Genomic DNA, 21,639 nt, shown 5'->3' on the forward strand with positions numbered 1-21,639 from the left:
TGGACTTGCCACGAACTGTCACCTACATAATGGCAAGAGGCTGCGCATACAAAGCCGCGGCCTGAAAAGAGGATGAAATGAACGAACCGATGATCCAGTTGCTGGTCCTTGCCGGAATTGCCGTTTTCCTGATCCTACGTCTGAGAAGTGTGCTGGGCACGCGTGAGGGTTTTGAAAAGCCCCCTGTGCAACAACAACCAGAAACACACAAGGCCCGTAGCGGGTTCGAGGTGATCGAAGGCGGCCCGGATCACGACATTACCGACCATGTCGCCGAGGACAGCGAACAGGCACAAACCCTTGCCGCGATGAAGCGGATTGAGCCGAGTTTTTCGGTAAGCGAATTTGTGCAGGGCGCGCGCGGCGCGTATGAAATGATCGTCATGGGGTTTGAAAAAGGAAACCTGGACGAAATACAGCCTTTCCTTTCCGAAGAGGTTTTCGAAACATTTGTATCCGTCGTCGCCGCCCGCGAAGATCAGGGTCTGACGATCGAGGCTGAATTCATCGGTGTCCGTGAAACCACGCTGGCTGATGTGTCTTTCGACAAGGATACCAACCAGGCCGAAATAACGATGAAATTCGTGGCCGAGCTGACCTCGGTCGTGCGGGATCGCGGCGGTGATATCATCGAAGGCAGTCCAAACACGGTCAAACGCCAGAAAGACAGCTGGACCTTTGCGCGCGTGATGGGCTCGGACGATCCGAACTGGCTGCTTGTTGCAACGGACGCATGATTGTCAAACTCCGGTCGCTCTTTCTTGTGGGCGCGATGACCGCCGCAAGCGCCGCCGGGGGCGAGACGACACGATCCATACTGTCGTTTAATGAGCTGGAAGGCTGGGCCGCTGACGATCATGGGGCGGCCCTTTCGGTTTTTCTGAATACCTGTAGTGATTTGAATGATCCGGACTGGCGCGCCCTGTGCGGCGTTGCCCGCACATATGAGGCTGATGCCGCGCGATCGTTCTTTGAGTTGTTTTTTCGTCCCGTTCTGGTCGAAGATGGTCAGGATGCCTTGTTCACGGGGTATTTCGAACCCGAATTGCAGGGGTCGCGGACCCGAACGGATCGCTTCAAATACCCAATCTACAAGATGCCCCCCGAAGCCCGATCTGATGGGCCGTGGCTGAGCCGCCGGGAAATCCTGAGTGGTGATGCAATGGCAGGCCGGGGTTTGGAAATCGCCTGGGTTGACGACCCGGTGGAATTGTTTTTTTTACAGATCCAAGGTTCGGGGCGAATCCGTTTACCAGATGGAAGCACCTTGCGCGTGGGCTATGGCGGGGCAAATGGGCATCCCTATCGCTCAATCGGTGCAGAGTTGATACGGCAGGGTCTACTGGGCGCGCATGAGGTCAGCGCCCAGATGATCCGTGCCTGGGTGCGCAAAAACCCCGAAGCAGGGGCAGAATTGCTGTTTCACAACCCCTCCTATGTGTTTTTTCGCGAAGTGACACGGGTCGCGCCGGAACTCGGGCCTTTGGGGGCGATGAATCGGTCCGTCACGAAAATGCGCAGCATTGCCGCCGACCCGACTTACACGCCGCTTGGTGCTCCGGTGTGGATCGAAAAGGACGGTAAAACGCCGATGCGTCGATTGATGATCGCGCAGGACACTGGTGCAGCGATCAAAGGGGCGCAGCGGGCGGATATCTTCTTTGGTACTGGCGACGCTGCCGGGCAGGCGGCCGGGCACTTAAAAGACCCGGGCCGGATGGTCCTGTTGCTGCCGATCCAGCGGGCCTATGCCCTAATCCCGGATGAATACTGATGACCCGGCGCAAACTGACCGAAGAAGAGATCGAGCTGTGGCGCAAGGTCACCAAACAGGCTGAACGTCTACACCCCGAGCTGCCGCAATCTGTGCATCCCACCACGTTACCAAAACCAAAACCAACTAAAACACCACGGATGCGGCTTGAGGGTTTTGAGATAGGGCAGAATGTTCCGGTCAAACCACAGCACCACAGGTTGAAACCTTCGGTCACGGACAGCTTGTGGGCCAGCCCGGTGCAGATGGACACCAAGGCGTTTGGCCGGATGAAACGCGGCAAGCTGAAGCCGGAAGGTAAGCTGGACTTGCATGGTATGCGCGTTGACACCGCGCACCCTGCCCTGATCCGGTTCATTCTGACGGCGCAAGCGCAGGGCAAGCGTCTGGTTCTGGTGGTGACAGGCAAAGGCAAAGACCGCGACGAACCCGGCCCGATTCCAACGCCGCGGGGCGTGCTACGCAATCAGGTTCCGCACTGGCTTTCTATTCCACCGCTGGCGCAGGCCGTATTGCAAGTTGCACCTGCCCATATCAGCCATGGTGGCGACGGCGCCTATTATGTCTATCTGCGCCGCAACCGCTAGACCTCGGCCCGGGCGCGGCGGATACCTATCCAGACCAGACCACAGACAACAACAAAAAACCCCGAAATCCACAGGAACTGCGTGCCAAGCGAAACATGGTAATCGATCAGGATACCGGTCAGCGCCGGGCCTATGGCTGACCCCAGCACCATGACTGCCGTCGCAAGGGCTTTGATCGCGCCAATGTGGCGGGTGCCGTAGAACTCGGCCCAAAAGGCGCTGGGCAATGTGCTATGCGCACCGACGGTAAGCGCCAGAAAGATCAGACCGATCAACGCGCCGCTGATGGTATCAGCAACCGACAGACAAGCGAAACCAACGGCCATCGGCAATTGATAGAAGGGCATCATCCGCGCAGTCCCCCACTTGTCCAGCGCCCATCCGGCGATAAACATCGATAGGATTGCCACTCCGGTAAATACCGGAAACAGGGCGACCAATTGGATATGCGGCCAATTCTTGACCTGTGCCAAATGCACCTGGTGAAAGAAAAACGCGGTGATGAAAGCCGATGGCGCAAGGATTGACGGTGCTATGAACCAGAACAAGGGATTCAACAGCGCTTCGCGCCGGGTCCAATGACGATCTCGCATGCCGGTTGCAGTGTGTTCTGCCGAAAGACTTTGGGGGGTGCGTTCCTTACGCAGCAGCCTTATCAAAAGCGGGATGCCCAAAAGCGTTATTCCTGCTGCCACCACCCATAACAGACGCCAATCAACCAGCGCCATAGCGGCGACAAAAACCACCGGCAGCAGCGATTCCCCAATCGCATACCCCAGTGACGCGATTGACAAAGCCTTACCGCGCGTCGTGGTGAACCAGCGCGCCATGGCGACCTGTGCCAGATGAATGCTCATCCCCTGCCCGAATAGCCGCAGCAGAAAGATCACAACCGGCAACAGGAAAAGCGCGGTGTTCATCGCCATTGCCAAAGTAGCAAATGCCAGACCGGTCAGCACGACCGGCCCAAGGTTGCGAACGCGAAATATGTCCGTCAGACTTCCGGCCCAGATCATCACAATGGCGGATACGGTCGTGCCCAATGAATAAAGCCCGCCCCAAGCCCCGTGGCTTAACCCATAGGCCTCGCGTATCTCACCGGCAAAGATCGAGATGAAAAAGGTCTGCCCAAAGCTGGACAGAAACGTCAAAAGCACACCGGCGCCTAGCCAAGTTGCGTTCTGGATCAGAAAGCCGCGCAGTTTTGACGAATTCACGGATTAGACACCTGGGCCTGTCCCGTCTCTGTCAGGATGATTTCAGTTGCGCCATCGGGATTTCGTTCATTGGGCGGAACCAGAATGTCGATGGGCCGTTCATCCGGCCCGAACGTATTGCTGACACGGCGAACCGAGCTGAGGATGGCCAGCAAAGCAGGTGACGTTGCCGCAACGAAATGCGAAGATTCAGCATCCCTGTTGAATGCGGTTGTGTCGATCACGTTGATCGGGAATTCCTCTAACATCCTGATCGAACTGATATTACCCAGTCTCTCACCCTCTGCTGTGCCCCGGAGGCGGGCGGAAACATTCAGAATCTTGTCCTTCTTGGAAACCATGACAATGAAAGGATCAGGCGGAGTATTTATCCGTTCCATCTGCGACCGGAACAAATCCACATCCAGGTCCGGGGAAATCAGGATCACGCCTTCGATGTTTTTGTTGGCCCATCCTGGTTCCCGTAACTCGGCCTGGCGCATCATCTCCATCGTAAGGGCGCTGCCCATGGAATGCGCTACGACGATAACGCGCTTGACGCCAATGGATTTCAATTCTCGAATGGTTTGCTCCAAGCCATCGCGGGCGAACAGCATGCTATCCAGATCGTATGCATAACCAAAACCGGTCGCGCGACTGGGCCAGGAATAGACCAGTGTCGCGCCCGGAATACCAACATCATGAGTCAGTTGAGCCGCGCGGAAAATGGTTTCAGTCTGGGTGGAATTGTAGCCGTGAACAAAGATCGTAACGTCGTCTTGCCCGCGCAAACGCTGCCGCAAACCCTGCGGTCCGCTCAAGTCAGTCTCGTTTGCAAGAACAAACTCCTTTTGCGGGTTCGGGTTCGCGTACGAAAACTTCAGGGTTCCCGGTGTATGCGTCGGTGGAATGGAAACCGTGGTTTCTAAAAAACGCAGTTTTTCAGCGCGTCTGAAACCGTAAGACCCATCAAGTTCACGCGCCCGTGTTGTGCTTGCAAACACTGTTTTTGGCGTTCCAACAGACGCGGCCGCAGGCACGATTTCAGTTACCGTCCTGTCAGCGCAGGCACCGAGGGAAAGCGAAAAAAATAAAATGATCAGATAGCGCATCAAACAGGGTCCTTGCGACCTTTTGCGACAGGCTATCGTATTCTCGGCTCACGTCTAGCGACATGAGCAGAAAACCGTTCAGGGGCGTTACAAAACGTACCGGCTCAGATCCGCCGAGCGTGTCAGCTCGCCCAGATTATCCTCAACAAATTGGGCATTCACCGTGATCTCGGCACCGGCCTGATCGGGCGCGGTAAAGGATAATTCTTCGAACACCCGTTCCATCACAGTGTAAAGCCGCCGTGCACCAATATTCTCAACGCTTTGGTTTACATCTGCAGCAATGCGCGCCAGCGCGGCGATGCCGTCATCGGTGAAACTGACGGTGACGTTTTCCGTTCCCATCAGCGCGGTGTATTGCAGCGTCAGCGCGTTGTCGGTTTCGGTCAGGATGCGAACGAAATCTTGCTCGGTCAGGGCGCGCAATTCCACGCGGATCGGCAGGCGACCCTGAAGTTCGGGCAACAGATCCGACGGCTTGGCGATATGGAACGCGCCTGAAGCAATAAACAGGATATGGTCGGTTTTCACCGGGCCGTGTTTAGTGGACACTGTGGTGCCCTCGATCAAAGGCAGTAAGTCTCGCTGTACGCCTTCGCGGCTAACATCACCGCCCCGCGCGTCCGAGCGGGCACAGACCTTGTCGATCTCGTCCAAGAACACGATGCCGTTCTGTTCCACCGACTCCAGCGCAACGCGGTTGACGGTTTCATCGTCCAGCAGCTTGTCTGCCTCTTCCCCGATCAGCGCGTCATAGCTTTCTGCCACGGTCATGCGTTTCTTGACGGTCCGACCGCCGAAGGCTTTGCCAAAGATATCGCCAAGATTCATCATGCCCATCTGGCTACCCGGCTGGCCGGGAATGTCGAACATCGGCATGGGGTTTGACGTATCCGACAGCTCAAGCTCGATCACGGTATCGTCCAGCTCACCGGCTTTCAGCTTTTTGCGGAACATCTCACGCGTACCTTCGCGGGCGTCGGTGCCTGCGATGGCTTCGATAACGCGGTCTTCGGCGGCTTGATACGCCTTGGCCTTGACGTCCTCGCGCATGTATTCGCGGGTCTGGATGATGGCGGCATCAGCCAGATCGCGCACGATCTGTTCCACGTCGCGGCCGACATACCCGACCTCGGTGAATTTGGTGGCCTCGACCTTAATGAAGGGCGCGCGGGCCAGTTTCGCCAGACGGCGGCTGATCTCGGTCTTGCCGACACCGGTGGGGCCGATCATCAGGATATTTTTGGGATAGACCTCGTCCCGGATATCGTCGGCCAGTTGCTTTCGCCGCCAGCGGTTGCGCAGCGCCACGGCCACGGCGCGTTTGGCGTCTTTCTGACCAATAATGAAACGGTCCAGTTCCGAGACAATCTCGCGCGGGGTCAGGTCGGTCAAAACGCAGTCCTTTCGGTCGGCATGGCAAAACTTGGATTTAGGTAGGTACCGTATTTGCGAAAACAACCAAGTCTTTTTCCTTGGCAGCGTTGGTTAGCAATGCCCCACCCCGTTTGCAAATGCTTTCATAAGTAAAACACCCGCACCCTGTTACTGATATCAATACGTTAAAGGTCAGGAGCACAGAGATGTCGAGACCTGCCAAGATCACCCGCCAATTCTGAGTGTTCCTTGACCTGATCGACATGCACCTGCGCTGGTAGGGAAAAGAGATCAAGGCGTTGTTAGCCTGAGATCGTTTCAACCGTCAGTTTGCCATTGGTATAGACGCAAATATCGGCAGCAATCGCCATCGCCTCACGCGCAACCTCTTCGGCCGATTTGTCGCTGTCCATCATCGCGCGGGCTGCAGCGAGGGCAAAGTTGCCGCCTGACCCGATGGCCGCCACGTTGTGTTCCGGTTCCAGCACGTCCCCTGCACCGGTGATCACCAACAGATCTGTACCATCAGTAACGATCAGCATAGCTTCAAGCTTTTGCAGATACTTGTCGGTGCGCCAGTCCTTGGCCAGTTCGACCGACGCGCGGGCCAGTTGGCCGGGTGTCGCCTCAAGCTTGGCTTCCAACCGCTCGAGCAGGGTAAATGCGTCAGCAGTCGACCCGGCGAAACCGGCAACGACTTCAAAACCGCCTGGCGACAGGCGACGGACCTTGCGGGCGGTGCCCTTGATCACGGTTTGGCCAAGGCTGACCTGTCCGTCACCGGCAATGACCACATGACCACCTTTTTTAACGCCAATGATGGTCGTACCGTGCCAACCGGGAAAATCGCTGTCCGCCATGAAAATCTCCGTTTTCGTCTGCCGTTCTATATGGGCCGGACTCGTCCGCAGCGCAACAGTTCACAAACCGCACAAAAGATATGCAAAAATCGCAATTCGGGGTTACCGCACGAGCAATTGTGAGTCTTGCGCCAAGATCCTAAATGAGACCTGCAACCGACGACGGGTCGGCTGTTTCAGTTAGAAGGAATGCGCAAATGGCAACTACCGCAAATATCCATGCGCCGCTCGGAGCAGCTACCATCCTGCACGTAGTGGACGCGTTCTCCGCAACGTTTGAAAAAGCAGTCGCGTGGAATGAAACCCGTAAAACACGTGCAGCCCTGTCACGGCTTAGTGATGCACAGCTTGACGACATTGGTCTGACTCGCGAAGAAATCGACAAAATCTGACCTGCGATTAACTTTTGCAAAGTAAAATGCCGCCCATCGTTGGGGCGGCTTTTCTTTTTCAGGCAATGACATCGTTGTGGCACTGGCTTGAAACCGGCGTCTTTAAATGACACGGTTTTGGGAACCAGCAAAATTCAGCCTTAGCGGAGCGGCCATGCCGTCGATGCCCAAGCCCGACATGACGACAGCCGACCGACGGGCATTCTTTGCCGAGGTGATCAGGCCGTTTAACCTTGGCCACAAACTGATCCGTGTCGGTGATTTTGGCGATGGCGGCTATTTACTGCCCAATGATCTTGACGGCATCGTGGCTTGTTTTTCTCCGGGTGTGTCCCAGCAATCCAGTTTTGAGCTTGATCTGGCAAAACACGGTATTCCGTCTTTCATGGCAGACGGATCGGTTGATGAACCGATGCTGGATATACCCAATTCGGTTTTCGTCAAAAAACACTTGGCAGCAGAGACTGGCGAAAATGTCATCTCATTGCGGGACTGGATGGATCAGTTCGCTCTGGATGAAGGTGACATGATCCTGCAAATGGATATCGAAGGGGCCGAATATAACGTCCTGTCGACCTTGCCGCCCGACTATCTGCACCGGTTTCGCATTGTCGTGCTGGAACTACACCGCATCCCGTCAATCCTGACCAAACCGGCATCTTTCAAACGGGCCTTCCCGGCGCTGTCGGCGTTGAAAGACGGGTTTCTCTGTTCTCATATCCATCCAAACAATGCGTCTGGCACGGTGGATATCGAGGGTGAAACCTTCCCCCGCGTGATTGAGGCAACCTTTGTCCGGCGCGATCGCGTCAAACAGATGAGACCAGCAACGCAGTTCCCACACCCGCTGGACCGACGGCACAGGCCCAATGGCCCGTCACTCGACTTGCCATCGGAATGGATCAACGCGGCGAAGGTCGGCTAGCGCAAAAAAACAGGCGCCGCAAAGCGACGCCCGTTCGCCGAAATACGCTCAGCTTAGATGGATTCGTCGATCCAGCTTTGCAGCGCTGCTTTCGGTGCCGCGCCCGCACGGTTCGAGACTACCTGACCATCCTTGAAAATGAACAGTGCCGGGATGCCACGAACGCCCATTGCAGCCGCAGAGTTCGGGTTGCTGTCGACGTCTACCTTGGCGATTTTAATCTTGTCGCCATATTCAGCGGCCAGTTCTTCCAGTGCGGGGCCGATCTGCTTACAGGGGCCACACCACTCAGCCCAGAAATCGACAACAACGGGGATGTCGGAATTCTTGACTTCGGCGTCAAAGGTATCGTCGGTTACGGCTACGGTCGACATTTTATGTCTCCTGAATGGGGTAAACTTGGGAAACGAACGTAGGGACGGGTCACACTAAGGTCAAGATATCTGGGTACGGGCCAGGGCATCCGTCACAAGATCGTGTGGCAACCACATCAAGTCGGCTGTGCGCGTCCACAGGATCGCCGTTCGAATGTTCCGAGCGGGGTAGATTTGCGTCAACGCCTGACGGTATGCACCCATCTGGCGCAGCACGCCTTCGGGGCAGGCTGCAGGGTCGTCAGGAACGATGATATTGGTTTTGAAATCAATCACCTGAACCTCGGTTTCGGATATGATCAGCCGGTCGATGACCCCATGGGTACGCCGCCCGTTCAGGTTGGCTGTTACCGGAACTTCGGCCAGGGTATCGGTCGCAAAAACGGGCTTTAGATGAACTGCCGTCAGGACATTCTGCGCTTCGTTCAGAAGCGTCTGCCGTTCCGTATCTTGCATATCGGGCAGAACCCGAGCGCAGAGCTGCGGCCAGTTTTCTTGAGGGACTGCTGGCAAATGTTCAAGCAGCAAGTGTAGACGCGTGCCGCGCAGCTTGGCGGCCTCTTCATCCTGACCGGGATCACCGGGCAAGGCCTTCGCCCCACCCAAATCAGACGGGCTGAGCGTCTCAAGCGGTGGTTCTGGGGCAGCGGCTGCGGTCAAGAACTGCCCGGGTAATGGCGTTGGCTTTGCCGTGGTTTCTGAGTGCTGTTCAAGCGGCAACGCGGTCCAATCCCCATGTGCCAGACGCAGTGTTTCCGAACCGGGGATCTGCGTGGCCCCTGCCCGTTTGATTGCGTCCTCAACCATCTGATACCAGCTGGTTCCGTCTTTGCCGACATCCCCTGCGGCGCCCACGATTAACCACTTTTCTGCGCGTGTCAGAGCCACATAAAGCAGGCGAAGCCGCTCATTCTCTTCCCGCAGCCGCGCCTCAGCCCGTGCTTGCGCGATCAGCGCCGGAGAGGCATCGGCAGAGACTTTCCACAGCGGCGTTCCCTCAGCCACCATGATTTCTGCATCGCGTGGCGCCTGCCGTTTACTAGTGTCCGGCAGGATCACGATTGGGGCTTCAAGCCCTTTGGAGCCATGCACCGTCATCACCCGGATCATATTGCCGACGCCGCTCATCTGCCGTTTGATTTCCAGATCGTCGGTTTGCATCCAAACCAGAAATCCGGTCAGGCTGGGAATATCTGTCCTTTCATACGCAAGGGCTTGAGACAGCAGCGCGTTTATTCCGTCTTCGGCTTCGGCCCCAAGTCGCCCCAAAAGCTTTCGGCGTCCGTCATGACGGGTCAGGATTCGTTCAATCAGGTCATAGGGTCGTAAAAAGTCGATCTGTCCGCGCAAATCGTTAAGGGTCGCCAGCGTTTCCGGAAATTCAGCAGCACGGCGACGCAGCGCGGCCCATAAGAACTGCTCTTGTCTGCGATGGGCAAGATCAAAAAGCTGTTGCTCACTCCAACCGAACAGAGGTGACTTTAGCACTGTGGCCAGCGAAAGACTGTCTTCGGGCGTAGCCAGAAAACTCAGCAGGGCCGCAAGATCTTTTACCGCCAGTTCTGCGCCCACCTTCAACCGGTCGGCCCCGGCGATGGGCAGACCTTCGGCCTTGCAGGCGCGGATGATCTCGGCAAACAGGTCCGAGCGACGCTGGACGAGGATCAGGAAATCACCCGGTTTCACCCTACGCCGCACAAAGCTTCCCGGAGCTTTGCCATCTTCGGGAATCGTTTCGCCGCCGTTGATCATGTCCTTGATCGACTTGGCCACCTTCTCGGCCAGAAGGACGGTGTGATGCCGCGCACCGGGGCGATCTACCGGGTCGGTCCAGTCCCCGTCGTCGTCCTCATCGACCTTTTCGATCACTGGCCACAGGTCGACACGACCCGGCAAATCCGACTTAAACGCACGATGCAAACTGTCCTTGTGAAATCCGGCATCGGTGTGATTTTCGAACAGGATATCGACCAAAGACAGGATCGCGCTGGAGGAGCGGAACGAATACTCCAATGTCGAATCCCACAATTTAGAGCCTGATTCCGTCAATCTGCGCCCAAATTCCTGCTGCATCCGGTCAAAGGCCTGCGGGTCGGCACCCTGAAAGGAATAGATCGATTGTTTCTTGTCGCCGACCACGAAAATCGTGCGCTCAACCTCGGATCGGGCCCCTTCCCCGCTGGTGAATTCCTGCGCCAATTTTTCAATGACATCCCATTGATCGGGGCTGGTATCCTGCGCCTCGTCCACCAAGATGTGATCGATCCCGCCATCAAGACGGTACAGCACCCATTCCGCCACTGCCGGATCGTTCAAGACCTGCCGCGCGCGAAGGATCAGATCATCAAAGTCCAGCCAACCGCGCACTTGCTTGCGTCGTTCATATTCCGGCAGGAAGGCCGCAGCAAAACGGTGCAGGACATGCGTTTTACGAGCCGCGACCAATGCCAAGCGGAGTTCGCGCGCAGTTTCAATGCGCAGCATGAATGCCTCAAGCTGAGGCATCTGATCAGCCAGTGGCCCTTCACGCAGGGCTTTGGTTGGAAAGCCGTTGATCTTGGCAGAGAAAGGTTCTTTTGCGGATTTTCCAGTTAAAAGAACGCTTTCCAACAAGGGTAGACTGCCGATCTGCGTATCAGTGAACATGGACAGCTTAGTGGCGGCCTTGGCGTTGTTCCCGCCGCTTTCGGTCAGCGCGGGCAGCATTGAGCGGATCAGTTCGACCTCACCTCCAAGGAAAACCTGCGCGTGAAGGATGTTTTCGTCAAAGCCATTGGGCAGATCGAACCGTTGCAACAGATCGGACCACGCCATCGGATGCGCAAACAGATTGCGCTTGTGCGTGATCGCAGCGGTAAGGTTCTCAAACCCGGTATCGGTAACGAACCGGGCAACATCTTCAATCAGTGCGGCCTGAGGACCCTCGGCGAAATCTTCAACAATTTCTTCGCGCAGCAGGGTTGCCGCGCGGTCTTCCATTTCGGAAAACTGCGGGCTGACCCCAGCCTCCAGAGGAAACCGCCGCAGCAATGAGGCGCAGAACGAATGGATCGTTTGAATCTTCAACCCGCCCGGCGTTTCGATGGCGCGGGCAAACAGGGTACGCGCCTGCGCGAGTCGGTCCGGGTCGATTGCGCCGTGCAACCCCAGATCGGTAAGTTCCTCTGATAACCGATCATCCGCCAGCATGGCCCATGCGCCAAGCCGCTTGAACAGCCGGTTCTGCATCTCGCTGGCGGCTGCCTTGGTATAGGTCAGGCAGAGGATATGTTGTGGCTGTACCCCACCCAGCAACAGCCGCGCCACCCGGTCGGTCAGAACCCGCGTTTTGCCCGAACCCGCATTGGCCGCCAGCCAGGTCGAGGCATCGGGCCGCGCCGCCTGTACCTGACGTTCGGTTGCATCATTGCGGGGGCTCATTCCAGAACCTCAGGTGTTGTGTCGTCGGTCCGATCCCATTCACCAAATCGGGCAAGATGGTCAAAGTCGCCGATGTCCGAGTCCTTGTGCAGCATCCGACGGGATGTGAACCCCTGATCAGGCTCTAAATACGCTGAAATCAGCTCTTTTAACTCGGCAAGAACCTTGTCTGGTGGCTCTTTTGTCAGCGGGGCCGCCACCTCTTTGTAGGTGCCGCCCATACCGATAAAGACCGCTTCGGCCACCGGCATGGGGTCAAACCCTTGGATGGCGCCCTGCTCGGCCATTGCGGCTTCGATCAAAAGCTGTTTGTCAAATTTGGCTTGCTGGGTTTCACTCGGTGGAATGCCGGTCTTGTAATCCACTATCCGCAATGCGCCCCGGCTGTTGTGGTCAATACGGTCTGCCCGGCCCGCGATTGTGAATTCCAGAGGGGTCAGCTCCAGTTTCATCATCGCCTCGAAGGCAACAGGCCCTCCGTCGCTGCGCCGCGCGATCTCGGCACTGAGGAAATCATCAGTGATCCGTTCCAGCCGCGCAAGCCACAGCTTGCGGGCCGTGGGCCATGCGACGTGTTTGTTCAACAGGGCGTCGGCGCGTTTCAGAAAGTTTTCTCGGGTTAACAAAGCGGGGTCGAGGACGCTGTCTTTGACGAAGTGTTCAAGGACTTCATGGATAACGATACCGCGCAGCAAAGCGTCGGGCGCTTGCACCAGCGGGTCCAGTGGGCGTAACCGCAATACGTGCTTGGCGTAGATTGCATAAGGATCGCGGATCAGACGTTTTATCTCGGTCACGCTCAGGCGTCGCGGACGGGCCGCAACCGGTGGTCGGGGCGACGGGCGCGGTGCCGGGTCTATGCGTGGCGCGGCCTCAAGCTGTTCTGACCATTGCATCCACTGCCGCCCACGGGCGCGCATCGCTGACAAAGCCTCGGGGCCACCCTGCCCCGGCAAGCCCTGCAACAGGTTCGTTATGCGGTTCAGCCAGCGCGACGGGACAGTTTCGGCATCATCCGACCGTGTGGCGCGGGTCAGCCAGACCTCGGGCGCGCCGACAGCCTGCTGGAAATCATGCGCCGACAGTCCGATGCGACGTTCGGGCAGCAACAGCCCGGCTTTGGCGCGCATCTGCCGGTTCAGCCAAGGATCTGGTGCGGCGGCTTCGGGCCAACTGCCTTCGTTCAAACCGCCAAGGATCAGCAGATCAGCCCCCTGAACCCGCGCCTCAAGCGTGCCCCAGATCATGATATGCGGATGCGGGGCGTCACGGTCGCGGACCTCTTCCCCTGCCAGGAGTGCCCCCAGAAGATCGGCGAAATCGTGGGCGGTCATCGGACCGCCGTATTCGGCCTCATCCTCTAGCGTGGTGAGAACTGCCAATGCCTTTTGGCCGGCATTCTTGTCCCATAGCGTTCCGGTTTCACCTTCGCTGCTGGCTGAGATCGCCTCGGCCAGATTGCGCAGGCGCATCACCCAATCCGACAAGGGTAATTCACCATCAACCTGTTGGTCGCAAAACTGCGTGTTCACCCAGCGGACCCAGCCCTCTGGCACCTCTTTGCGGATGGTAAAGGCCGTCAGGCTGGCACTGTCAGGGAACGGAGGGCCATGACGTCGCAAATCCAGTTCAAGATCGCGCGTGTGCAGCAAATGCGCGCCGCGATCGCCGCCGCTGTGGCAAAGCGGGTGCTTCAACAAGGTCAGCAATGCCTCACCCTCCAGCCGCCGTGCGAACAGGCCTGCCACGTGGCGCAGGAACCGTCCCGGAGGTGATAGTTGCAGCGGCAGACCGGCACTGTCATCGGGCAGGATGTTCCACCGATCCAGCGCCGCGCTGACTTGACGGGTCAGCATCCGGTCGGGCGTGATCAAAGCAGCGGTTTGCCCGGTTTCGGCGGCTTCGCGCAAACGTAAGGCAATGGCCAGCGCCTCGGACCGGGGGGATTGCGCCTCGACCAATGTCAGGTCTTTGGTTGCATCGTCCAGATCGGTCAGCCGGGGACCTTCGGACATCCAGGCGTCGGTGATTGGCGCTGGGCGCAACGCCAGAGATATCAGACGGTTACGCGCAGCCGACGGGGCCTTGTCGTCTGTCCAACGCTTGATTTCGTTGGGCTTTATCCCTAACCGCGTCATCAGCTTGTGGAATCGATATTGCGGGTGATCTTCCGAAGCCAGCGCGTCGTCTAAACTCTGCCAGACATGATCCGGTTGATCGAAATCGTAGCCGGGCAGGATCAGCGCTCCTTGCGGCAGTCGGGCAACGGCCTCCATCAGCAACAGCGTTGTGCCACGTGACCCGGTTGAGCCTGCAAGAACAACCGGATGCTGCGGTGGTGCAGCCTGCCAACCGTCAATCAGGTTCTCCACCACGCGTCGTTGCCGCGCCTGCGCGTCCAGTGCATCGGGACCGGAGTCAATGAAATGATCTGCAATCCCGATAAACGCCTGCGCACGCGCCCAGTGACCGGACATATCGCTGACATCCAGCTGTCGGATCGCATCAGGTGAAACACCTTCGCCCTGCATCTCGTCAATCAGTGCGGCCAGACTATCGGACAGGTCAAACAGGGATGACCGCGCGGCCAGATCAGGCTGTTGTTCCAGTAGCTTGGCAATAAGTTGGGTCAGCTCCAGCCTGCGTCGTAGCGCAGGTATTGCGGGCGGAAGCTGCGCCAAATCCAGGCCTTCGCCCAAATCCGTCACCAGCGACAGACGGGGCAGCAGACAGGCTGGGCCCTGATCGAACAGCTCGCGAACCCGGCGCGCCATGCGGCGGGTGTTAACCACGAGTTGCACCCGCGCCAGAGCCTCGGGCGGGTGATCTTTTACACGCAAACGCAGACCGTCTATCAATGCCCTTGGAAAATCGGTGCCTGGAGGCACGGCATAAACACGGGGCACAGTGCTGCTTTCAAACATCAGCGATCAAACCCTCGGCCAAAGCAATCCCTTCGGGGTGGCCCACGTCGCACCAGCGACCGGGATAGGTGGTTGCGAACAAGCGACCTTGAGCATGCATCTGGTCCCAAAGGACATTCAATGAAAACGCCCGTTCAGATACTGCCATCAGCGTTTCGGTCTTCATGATCTGCGCTCCACCAAACACCAAGCCGGGTCCGCGCGTGATCCGGCCCTCGGCATCTGCTGTAAAATCACCTTTGCCCGCATGCCCAAGGGTTCGTTCGATCGGTACGCACATCAGCAGCGCGTCCATCCGGTCAGGATTCCATGCGTCACGCAACAGCGTCAGGGGGTTTGGCCCGGACCAGATTGCATCTGTATTCAGCGTGAAAACCGGCCTGCGTCCTAGCAGGGGCAAAGCTGCGCGCAGCCCGCCACCGGTTTCCAGAATGTCCGGGTCTTCACGGGATATCAGCACGCCTTTTGGGGCCAGATACGCCTCAAGCTGGTCGGGCAGATAGTGCAGGTTGGCCACCACACGGCGCGGTTGCAAATCGCCTGTTAAGTCCAGAGCATAGTCAATCAGCGGACGACCGGCGACCTCGATCAATGGCTTGGGCCTGTCTTTGGTCAGCACCCCCATACGAGTGCCAAATCCGGCAGCAAACAGCATCACGGCTTCGGGGTTTCGCGTCATGTCTGCCTGAGCCTGTCCAAGTTCTCAGGGGTCGGGGCGGGCAGGGCAGTTCGCAGCAGGTCCGAGACGGTCACCAGCGCAGGGTGTTCCAGATTGCGCAAAAGATGCGCCCATGCGGCCGGAATTAGGTCAGCATACCGTGGTTTGCCATATTCCGTTGCCAGACGGGCAAATCCACCCAGAATACGCAGGTTCCTTTGTGCGCCAAGCACTGCATATGCGGTTCGGAATCCGTAATCATTCACCCCAGTTGCGGCGATATAGCGGTTTAACATCCGCATCTCGATACCCGGGGCTACGTTGCGGCGCACATCTTGAAGCATTGACATAAGGTCATAGGCTGGGTGGCCCAGCATTGCGGTCTGGAAATCCAATAGCCCGACGCGTTTTATCCCTTTTCGATTTGGCAACCAGATCATGTTTTCCGCGTGATAGTCGCGTTGAATGACCACTTTGGTTCCCGAAGTTTCGTGGTGCAAGATGTCTGCGAACCGATGTTCGAAACGGACGCGCGCATCCGCGTCATGGTCGCCAAGAACGGCTTGTGCGTATTTGGTGAAAGACAACGCTGCCAATTCGGTCATAAGCGCCGGGTCATAGGAAGGCAGCGAAAGGGTGGGTGCCGCGTGCAATTCTACAAGAACGTCAGTCGCGGCCTCGTACAATTCGCGCTCCATCCCAGGGTTCTTTTCCAAAACCCGGGCGAACAGGTCGTCGCCAAGGTCTTCAAGCAGCAGAAACCCGAATTCCGCATCTTCGGCGTATATTTCAGGCGCGCTAAGGCCGATTTTCCGCAGATACTCGGCCATGCGCACGAAGTTTTCGACCGGTTCGGCCTTATCGGGCGGGGAGTCCATGAAAATAGCCGTGCGGCCGGTATCGGGGTCGGTCAAGCGCTCATACCGGCGGTTCGATGCATCCCCCGCCAACGGCACACGTTCTGCATTCGACCACGGTGTTTGTGCAATCAGGGCTTTGGCCAGAACAGCCCGGTTTGTCATATGGCATTCTCCAGTTTCCCAGACCATTTCTGATCCGACCATGACAGTGTCAATTGACGCTTTTCCATCGTGTTAGGGTCTGTTTTTATGCGTATGGTCAAGGCTGTTTCGGGCATCAGCGGGCCAAGCTTTTCTGGCCATTCAATCAAACAGATCGCAGAGTCGAAGGCTTCACTCAGACCTAGTTCTTCAATCTCATCCACCGAACTCAGCCGGTACAGATCGCAATGCCAAACCTCGCTGGTCGGGGTGTCATAAGCTTGAACAAGCGTAAAGGTCGGCGAGGGCACATCCTCTGGTTCTGACATGAGCGATTGGATCAGGCTGCGGGCGAAATGGGTTTTACCACTTCCAATCTCACCCTCAAGAAGAATACTGTCACCCGGACGTAACTCAGCACCCAGCCGTGCGGCCAGCGCTGATGTTTCTTCCGGCGAATTCAGGGTGATCGAACGGGCGTGCAACGTCATGGCGTCACAATGGCCTTATGCCCGGGCGGCTGCAACCCGGTTCACGCGCTGATTTGATGGCGTTCCAAGACTTTAGGCGTGCTCTCAGCACGGAAACGCACAATAGTTGCGCCGTTATGCATTGGGCTGACCGTACAGGTCAGATTGGTACCGTCTCGCAGCCGAAGGCTACTTGACCATTCGGCGCGATTGTCCCGCATTTCCATAAAATCCCGAATCTCGCCTAAAATGGGTGTGGCTGCGCAGTGTTCCTGCCACTTGCGTGTCACTTCGAGCACTGTGTCGGGCTCAAATCCGGCCTCACCGGCCTCGTTCCACAGTTGTTGATAGGCACGGTTGGTAAATGCCAGCGTTCCGTCATCGCCAAATACCGCGATGGCATCCGCAAGCTTGTCCAGAACCGACTGCATCAGGTCCATCTCTGAACGAAAACGGCGGGTCAACGTGATCTCGGCCGTGATATCCTCGAACAAAAATGCCACGGCGCCGTCAGGATGAGGCCGCCCGCTGACCGAATAGACCGAACCTGACGGCAGTGACCATGTTTCCTGATAGTTGCCGTCCTCGGCAGCCTCGAGCAGGTCGTTCATCTGGTTGCGCCAGCTGCGATAGTTTTTTGGTTCCGGCATCATGTGCTGGTCGCGCAGCCGATCGAAAAAGCTGGAAAGGCTAGGGCGGCAGCTTAGGAAATTGGCGGGCAGGGTGGTCAGCTCGGTTAATGCCGGGTTGAACAGCGCCAGTTGTCGATTTCGGTCGAAAATGGCCAGACCGATGGACAATTGCGCGAAGGTTTTCGTCATTGTCTGGACGAACTTACGCTGGGCGGTTTCCGCGGCCACGATGGCGTTGATGTCGACGGCGTAACACATGCACCCCTCGGGGTGATCGACCACGGTCAGATCAAACCAGAGCTTATTGTCGCTGTCATCGGACGAAATCGAAATACGGGTCTTTGCGCCCAATCGTGCATCTTCGTGAATGCCGGAAAACAGCGGGGCGGTCAGATCCGTATCCTGTCCCCGCACTTTGCGCACCAACGAAACATAAGCGGCATTGCACGAGCGGACTTGGCTTTGATGATCCAGCAACCAGACCGGGTAAGGCGCCTGTTCCATAGCAGGGCGGATCGGATTCTGCGCGTCGCGCTGTGAGGGTCTGCCGCGATCAATTCGGTCACGCAGTTGCACACGGACAACGCCGTCGATCCATTCGCAAATTACGTCTCGTTCAACCGTGCAATCAATGGCGGGAACAACCAGCGCGCCTTCCTGCCGGACAGCGTCGGGCGTTTCCGGGAATGTCGGGAAATCCCGGTGCAAAAGCCGACAAAGATCAGACCATTCGCGGACGGATTCAAACCCATCCAGCGCGATGTCCGAATGGCTGATGAGCCTGTCACCGTCGAATAGGAAGACCGCATCGAACAAAGACACGGCTGAGGACAGGCCAAAATTGTCGCCTTGAATCCTGCGACGGGGCAAAAGCCACTGCACCGCCAGGCTGGCGGAAACCAGGCTGATCGCGGCGAGAATGATCCAGTCGACCATGCGTACCTCAGGACTGACACGAAGAAAGGGGAAGATACATAAAACCGGGACTATGCGCCGAAATGGTTAACGAGGTCTTAACTCAGACCTGAATGCGTTGGTTTGCACCTGAAAGGACTGGCGTATCACCGGTTTGCGCATCGATTAGCTTGCGCGACCACGAAACCTGAACGATTGCGCCCCGACGTTCGGGGTTATCGCACAGGTTCTGATAGGGATCAGAACCGTTAGCGAAAAACAACTCGGCACCGCTGCGTTCCAAAAGGGTTTTGGCGATGAACAGCCCCAAACCCATTCCTTCGTATTCCGGGCGGGTTCTTGGGTCTGTCTCGGCCCTTCGGCGTCGCATGAAAGGGTCTCCGATCCGGCCAATCATCTGGACAGGATATCCAAGCCCGTCATCCATGATCTTGATCGTGATCATATCGGTAGTCCATTCGGCCTCGACCCAAACATTGTTCCGCGCGAAATCCACTGCGTTCTGGATCAGGTTGCGCAGCCCGTGAATGATCTCGGGCTTGCGCAGGATCGAGGGCTGTTGCACATCGCCATCCCCGGTCGGACCTTCGGCGAAATGAACGGTCTTTCCCCGGTGGATATGCGGTTCGGCCGATTCATGCACGACGGTGGACAGTGGTGCCTGCCGCAGATGCAGGTCGTCTTTGCCGGCCCGGCCCATATCGCGCAGGATATCGCGGCAGCGGTTGGCCTGCTCACGAATAAGCGCCGCGTCCTCTTTCAGGTCGGGTCTGTCATCCAACTCTTCTATCAGCTCTGAACTCGTCAGCTTGATCGTGGCGAGCGGTGTGCCCAGCTCGTGTGCTGCGGCTGCGACGACGCCCCCAAGATCTGTCAGCTTTTGCTCACGCGCTAGGGCCAGGTGCGTGGCGGCCAGCGCTTCGGACATTGATCGGACCTCGGCGCTTACGCGGTGCGAATATGCCCCGATGAAAACGATGGCAATAACAACTGCGGCCCAGTTTCCGAACACAAGCATTTCCGGGATATCCAGCATCTGGCCCTGTTCCGTCCGCAGGGGGATATGGAACTCTGCCAGCAAGGTGGTCAGAACAATCGCAACCCCGCCTACGATCAGGGTCGAACGGGTGCTCATGACGTTGGCCGAAATCGTCACCGGACCCAGCAACAACAGGGCAAACGGGTTGTTCAACCCCCCGGTAAGATACAGCAATATTGCCAGCTGCATCAGATCGAACAACACCATCAGAAAGTTTTCGAATTCCGTCAGGCGTTTGTTTTGTGGAAACAGCAGGATGGCCGTCATGTTGCCCATGACCGAAACGCCGATGGCCAGATAACACAGCGCCAGTTCCAGCTTCACATTGAAATACTGTTGAGCGACGGTAATGGCGGTGAATTGCCCGATAATGGCAACCCAACGTAACAGGATCAGCGTACGCAACCTTATCCAGTTGCTGCTTTCCTGACCGCTCCAAAATGTGAGGTTGGAATTCGCCATCGGTCCATTATGTCCTGTTGCATCGGCTGGACATATTGATAGGTGTGTCGACCGAAACGATCAACAACCCCTTTCGTTCAAGGAATGACTTCATGGTCCGTCTGTACGCCATCCTCGCAACCGTTGTTCTGGCCGTTGGTCTGGGCGCCATTTGGTTGCTGACGCTGGGCGGGAGGTCCGATGATCAGTTCGCGCAATGCCGCTCGGGGCAGATCGCAGGCGGCTCCGCAGCCATTGGCGGCCCGTTCGAGCTGGTCAACGGCAAGGGTGAGACCGTCACCGACAAAGATGTGATCACCGAGCCGACCTTGGTTTACTTCGGCTATACGTTCTGTCCTGATGTGTGCCCGTTCGACATGTCCCGCAATGTTGAGGCTGTGGATATCCTTGCCGAACGGGGCCAGTCGGTGACGCCGCTTTTCATCTCGATCGATCCGGACCGTGACACGCCCGAGGTGATGGAGGACTATGCGTTCAACATGGGTGGCAAGACCATTGCGCTGACCGGATCACCCGAACAGGTGAAAGCTGCAAGCCAGGCTTACAAGACCTACTACAAGGCGCATGACAAGAGTGACGAGTTTTATCTGGTAGATCATTCCACCTTTACCTACCTGATGTCGCCCGAGCATGGGTTCCTTGAATTCTTCAACCGCGACGACACTGCCGAGCAGATGGCCGACAAGGTTGGATGCTTTCTGGATCAGCTCTAAGCGACATGGTCGATTTGACCTTTGAAATGGCGCTGCTAAGACTCATGTTTAGCGCAAAGGCATGACATAGCGGAAAGAACGGTACATGGCGGACATTTCTGACCTTGATATAGGTCCCGATAAATCCCTGCTATTGGTGGATGATGATGAGCCGTTTTTGCGGCGATTGGCCAAAGCAATGGAAAAGCGCGGCTTCGAAGTTGAGACCGCCGGATCGGTCGCGGCAGGTCGCGCCATCTCGACTGCCCGCCCACCTGCTTATGCTGTCGTCGATCTGCGTCTTGAGGATGGAAACGGGTTGGATGTGGTCGAAGTGCTGCGCGAAAAACGCCCCGACAGCCGGGTCGTTGTTTTAACCGGATACGGCGCGATTGCGACTGCCGTTGCTGCCGTAAAAATCGGCGCGACGGATTACCTGTCAAAACCCGCCGACGCCACTGACATAACCAGCGCATTACTGGCCAAGGGCGACGAATTGCCCCCGCCGCCGGAAAACCCCATGAGCGCGGACCGCGTGCGCTGGGAGCATATTCAGCGGGTTTACGAGCTGTGCGACCGCAACGTCTCTGAAACCGCCCGCCGCCTGAACATGCACCGCCGGACGTTGCAGCGGATTTTGGCAAAGCGTAGCCCGCGGTGACGGTCGGTGAGTCGGGTTAAAACTTAATCGGGACTCTGATCAATGGGTTTTTATTAGTTCTGCTTCGCGGGACAAGGACGAAACCGCTCTCGCGGTATTGGCGCTGGTGGCGTTCGCTGGGCACTGATTGGGGCACAGAGATTTTGTAGATGGGCGCGTCTGCCTGAC

General features: G+C 57.3%; 19 protein-coding genes. 7 read left to right on the forward strand and 12 right to left on the reverse strand.

Annotated elements, in window-relative coordinates:
- Nucleotides 1-77: 77 nt before the first annotated feature.
- Genes AVO44_RS17630 through AVO44_RS17640 form a run of 3 tightly spaced genes read left to right on the forward strand, consistent with a single transcriptional unit; the run spans nucleotide 78 to nucleotide 2,361 of the window.
- Nucleotides 78-737, forward strand: a complete 660-nt coding sequence (locus AVO44_RS17630) for a Tim44/TimA family putative adaptor protein (protein ID WP_068339892.1) — start codon at nucleotides 78-80, stop codon at nucleotides 735-737.
- Entirely contained in the window at nucleotides 734-1,774 is a 1,041-nt protein-coding gene (gene mltA / locus AVO44_RS17635) for a murein transglycosylase A (RefSeq protein WP_068339895.1), read from the forward strand. Before AVO44_RS17630 ends, mltA begins: the two co-directional genes overlap by 4 nt.
- Nucleotides 1,774-2,361, forward strand: coding sequence for a Smr/MutS family protein (locus tag AVO44_RS17640; protein ID WP_068339898.1), 588 nt, complete (start codon nucleotides 1,774-1,776; stop codon nucleotides 2,359-2,361). The genes mltA and AVO44_RS17640 overlap by 1 nt, the downstream gene beginning before the upstream one ends.
- Here AVO44_RS17640 and AVO44_RS17645 read toward each other — a convergent pair.
- The 4 genes from AVO44_RS17645 to hslV form a co-directional block, all read right to left on the reverse strand.
- Nucleotides 2,358-3,578, reverse strand: a complete 1,221-nt coding sequence (locus AVO44_RS17645; RefSeq protein WP_233422015.1) for an MFS transporter — start codon at nucleotides 3,576-3,578, stop codon at nucleotides 2,358-2,360. The genes AVO44_RS17640 and AVO44_RS17645 overlap by 4 nt on opposite strands.
- Nucleotides 3,575-4,672 (reverse strand): alpha/beta hydrolase, encoded by a 1,098-nt coding sequence (locus AVO44_RS17650; protein WP_068339901.1) that lies wholly within the window; start codon nucleotides 4,670-4,672, stop codon nucleotides 3,575-3,577. The genes AVO44_RS17645 and AVO44_RS17650 overlap by 4 nt, the downstream gene beginning before the upstream one ends.
- An 84-nt stretch (nucleotides 4,673-4,756) precedes the next feature.
- Nucleotides 4,757-6,064 (reverse strand): ATP-dependent protease ATPase subunit HslU, encoded by a 1,308-nt coding sequence (gene hslU, locus AVO44_RS17655; protein ID WP_068339974.1) that lies wholly within the window; start codon nucleotides 6,062-6,064, stop codon nucleotides 4,757-4,759.
- Between the two features lie 284 nt (nucleotides 6,065-6,348).
- The gene (hslV, locus tag AVO44_RS17660; protein WP_068339904.1) at nucleotides 6,349-6,906 is read right to left on the reverse strand and encodes an ATP-dependent protease subunit HslV; all 558 of its coding nucleotides are present in this window, start codon (nucleotides 6,904-6,906) and stop codon (nucleotides 6,349-6,351) included.
- A gap of 197 nt (nucleotides 6,907-7,103) precedes the next feature.
- Here hslV and AVO44_RS17665 point away from each other — a divergent pair, with 197 nt between their 5' ends.
- Both AVO44_RS17665 and AVO44_RS17670 read left to right on the forward strand, forming a co-directional pair.
- Nucleotides 7,104-7,298: a DUF1127 domain-containing protein gene (locus tag AVO44_RS17665; protein WP_068339906.1), complete on the forward strand. Its 195-nt coding sequence runs from the start codon at nucleotides 7,104-7,106 to the stop codon at nucleotides 7,296-7,298.
- Nucleotides 7,299-7,404: 106 nt separating this feature from the next.
- Entirely contained in the window at nucleotides 7,405-8,223 is an 819-nt protein-coding gene (locus AVO44_RS17670; protein WP_068339909.1) for a class I SAM-dependent methyltransferase, read from the forward strand.
- 53 nt (nucleotides 8,224-8,276) lie between these two features.
- On the opposite strand, the gene trxA is transcribed toward AVO44_RS17670, so the two are convergent.
- The 8 genes from trxA to regB form a co-directional block, all read right to left on the reverse strand.
- Nucleotides 8,277-8,597 (reverse strand): thioredoxin, encoded by a 321-nt coding sequence (gene trxA, locus AVO44_RS17675; RefSeq protein WP_068339912.1) that lies wholly within the window; start codon nucleotides 8,595-8,597, stop codon nucleotides 8,277-8,279.
- A 60-nt stretch (nucleotides 8,598-8,657) separates the two neighbouring features.
- Nucleotides 8,658-12,017: a double-strand break repair helicase AddA gene (addA, locus tag AVO44_RS17680; protein WP_068339916.1), complete on the reverse strand. Its 3,360-nt coding sequence runs from the start codon at nucleotides 12,015-12,017 to the stop codon at nucleotides 8,658-8,660.
- Nucleotides 12,014-14,941, reverse strand: coding sequence for a double-strand break repair protein AddB (gene addB, locus AVO44_RS17685; protein WP_068339919.1), 2,928 nt, complete (start codon nucleotides 14,939-14,941; stop codon nucleotides 12,014-12,016). Before addB ends, addA begins: the two co-directional genes overlap by 4 nt.
- Nucleotides 14,934-15,620: a nucleotidyltransferase family protein gene (locus AVO44_RS17690; RefSeq protein WP_068339923.1), complete on the reverse strand. Its 687-nt coding sequence runs from the start codon at nucleotides 15,618-15,620 to the stop codon at nucleotides 14,934-14,936. The genes addB and AVO44_RS17690 overlap by 8 nt, the downstream gene beginning before the upstream one ends.
- Nucleotides 15,617-16,621: an aminoglycoside phosphotransferase family protein gene (locus AVO44_RS17695; RefSeq protein ID WP_068339926.1), complete on the reverse strand. Its 1,005-nt coding sequence runs from the start codon at nucleotides 16,619-16,621 to the stop codon at nucleotides 15,617-15,619. Before AVO44_RS17695 ends, AVO44_RS17690 begins: the two co-directional genes overlap by 4 nt.
- On the reverse strand, nucleotides 16,618-17,091 hold the full coding sequence (gene tsaE / locus AVO44_RS17700) for a tRNA (adenosine(37)-N6)-threonylcarbamoyltransferase complex ATPase subunit type 1 TsaE (RefSeq protein WP_068339929.1): 474 nt from the start codon (nucleotides 17,089-17,091) through the stop codon (nucleotides 16,618-16,620). Before tsaE ends, AVO44_RS17695 begins: the two co-directional genes overlap by 4 nt.
- A 41-nt stretch (nucleotides 17,092-17,132) precedes the next feature.
- Nucleotides 17,133-18,638: a PAS-domain containing protein gene (locus tag AVO44_RS17705; RefSeq protein ID WP_068339932.1), complete on the reverse strand. Its 1,506-nt coding sequence runs from the start codon at nucleotides 18,636-18,638 to the stop codon at nucleotides 17,133-17,135.
- Nucleotides 18,639-18,720: 82 nt separating this feature from the next.
- Nucleotides 18,721-20,118 carry a sensor histidine kinase RegB gene (gene regB, locus AVO44_RS17710; RefSeq protein WP_068339935.1) on the reverse strand — a complete coding sequence of 466 codons (1,398 nt, stop codon included), beginning with the start codon at nucleotides 20,116-20,118 and terminating at the stop codon, nucleotides 18,721-18,723.
- 92 nt (nucleotides 20,119-20,210) lie between these two features.
- Here regB and AVO44_RS17715 point away from each other — a divergent pair, with 92 nt between their 5' ends.
- Together AVO44_RS17715 and AVO44_RS17720 are read left to right on the forward strand one after the other, a co-directional pair.
- On the forward strand, nucleotides 20,211-20,831 hold the full coding sequence (locus AVO44_RS17715; RefSeq protein WP_068339939.1) for an SCO family protein: 621 nt from the start codon (nucleotides 20,211-20,213) through the stop codon (nucleotides 20,829-20,831).
- A gap of 85 nt (nucleotides 20,832-20,916) precedes the next feature.
- The gene (locus AVO44_RS17720; RefSeq protein WP_068339942.1) at nucleotides 20,917-21,471 is read left to right on the forward strand and encodes an ActR/PrrA/RegA family redox response regulator transcription factor; all 555 of its coding nucleotides are present in this window, start codon (nucleotides 20,917-20,919) and stop codon (nucleotides 21,469-21,471) included.
- Nucleotides 21,472-21,639: the final 168 nt, after the last annotated feature.

The organism is Ruegeria profundi, from assembly GCF_001507545.1.
GTDB lineage: Bacteria > Pseudomonadota > Alphaproteobacteria > Rhodobacterales > Rhodobacteraceae > Ruegeria > Ruegeria profundi.

Excerpts from the sequence above, each read along its gene's own strand:
- AVO44_RS17630 (WP_068339892.1), top strand. The coding sequence starts at position 78 with ATGAACGAACCGATGATCCAGTTGCTGGTCCTTGCCGGAATTGCCGTT.
- mltA (WP_068339895.1), top strand. The coding sequence starts at position 734 with ATGATTGTCAAACTCCGGTCGCTCTTTCTTGTGGGCGCGATGACCGCC.
- AVO44_RS17640 (WP_068339898.1), top strand. The coding sequence starts at position 1,774 with ATGACCCGGCGCAAACTGACCGAAGAAGAGATCGAGCTGTGGCGCAAG.
- hslV (WP_068339904.1), bottom strand. The coding sequence starts at position 6,906 with ATGGCGGACAGCGATTTTCCCGGTTGGCACGGTACGACCATCATTGGC.
- AVO44_RS17665 (WP_068339906.1), top strand. The coding sequence starts at position 7,104 with ATGGCAACTACCGCAAATATCCATGCGCCGCTCGGAGCAGCTACCATC.
- AVO44_RS17670 (WP_068339909.1), top strand. The coding sequence starts at position 7,405 with ATGACACGGTTTTGGGAACCAGCAAAATTCAGCCTTAGCGGAGCGGCC.
- trxA (WP_068339912.1), bottom strand. The coding sequence starts at position 8,597 with ATGTCGACCGTAGCCGTAACCGACGATACCTTTGACGCCGAAGTCAAG.
- addA (WP_068339916.1), bottom strand. The coding sequence starts at position 12,017 with ATGAGCCCCCGCAATGATGCAACCGAACGTCAGGTACAGGCGGCGCGG.
- addB (WP_068339919.1), bottom strand. The coding sequence starts at position 14,941 with ATGTTTGAAAGCAGCACTGTGCCCCGTGTTTATGCCGTGCCTCCAGGC.
- AVO44_RS17690 (WP_068339923.1), bottom strand. The coding sequence starts at position 15,620 with ATGACGCGAAACCCCGAAGCCGTGATGCTGTTTGCTGCCGGATTTGGC.
- AVO44_RS17695 (WP_068339926.1), bottom strand. The coding sequence starts at position 16,621 with ATGACAAACCGGGCTGTTCTGGCCAAAGCCCTGATTGCACAAACACCG.
- tsaE (WP_068339929.1), bottom strand. The coding sequence starts at position 17,091 with ATGACGTTGCACGCCCGTTCGATCACCCTGAATTCGCCGGAAGAAACA.
- AVO44_RS17705 (WP_068339932.1), bottom strand. The coding sequence starts at position 18,638 with ATGGTCGACTGGATCATTCTCGCCGCGATCAGCCTGGTTTCCGCCAGC.
- regB (WP_068339935.1), bottom strand. The coding sequence starts at position 20,118 with ATGGCGAATTCCAACCTCACATTTTGGAGCGGTCAGGAAAGCAGCAAC.
- AVO44_RS17715 (WP_068339939.1), top strand. The coding sequence starts at position 20,211 with ATGGTCCGTCTGTACGCCATCCTCGCAACCGTTGTTCTGGCCGTTGGT.
- AVO44_RS17720 (WP_068339942.1), top strand. The coding sequence starts at position 20,917 with ATGGCGGACATTTCTGACCTTGATATAGGTCCCGATAAATCCCTGCTA.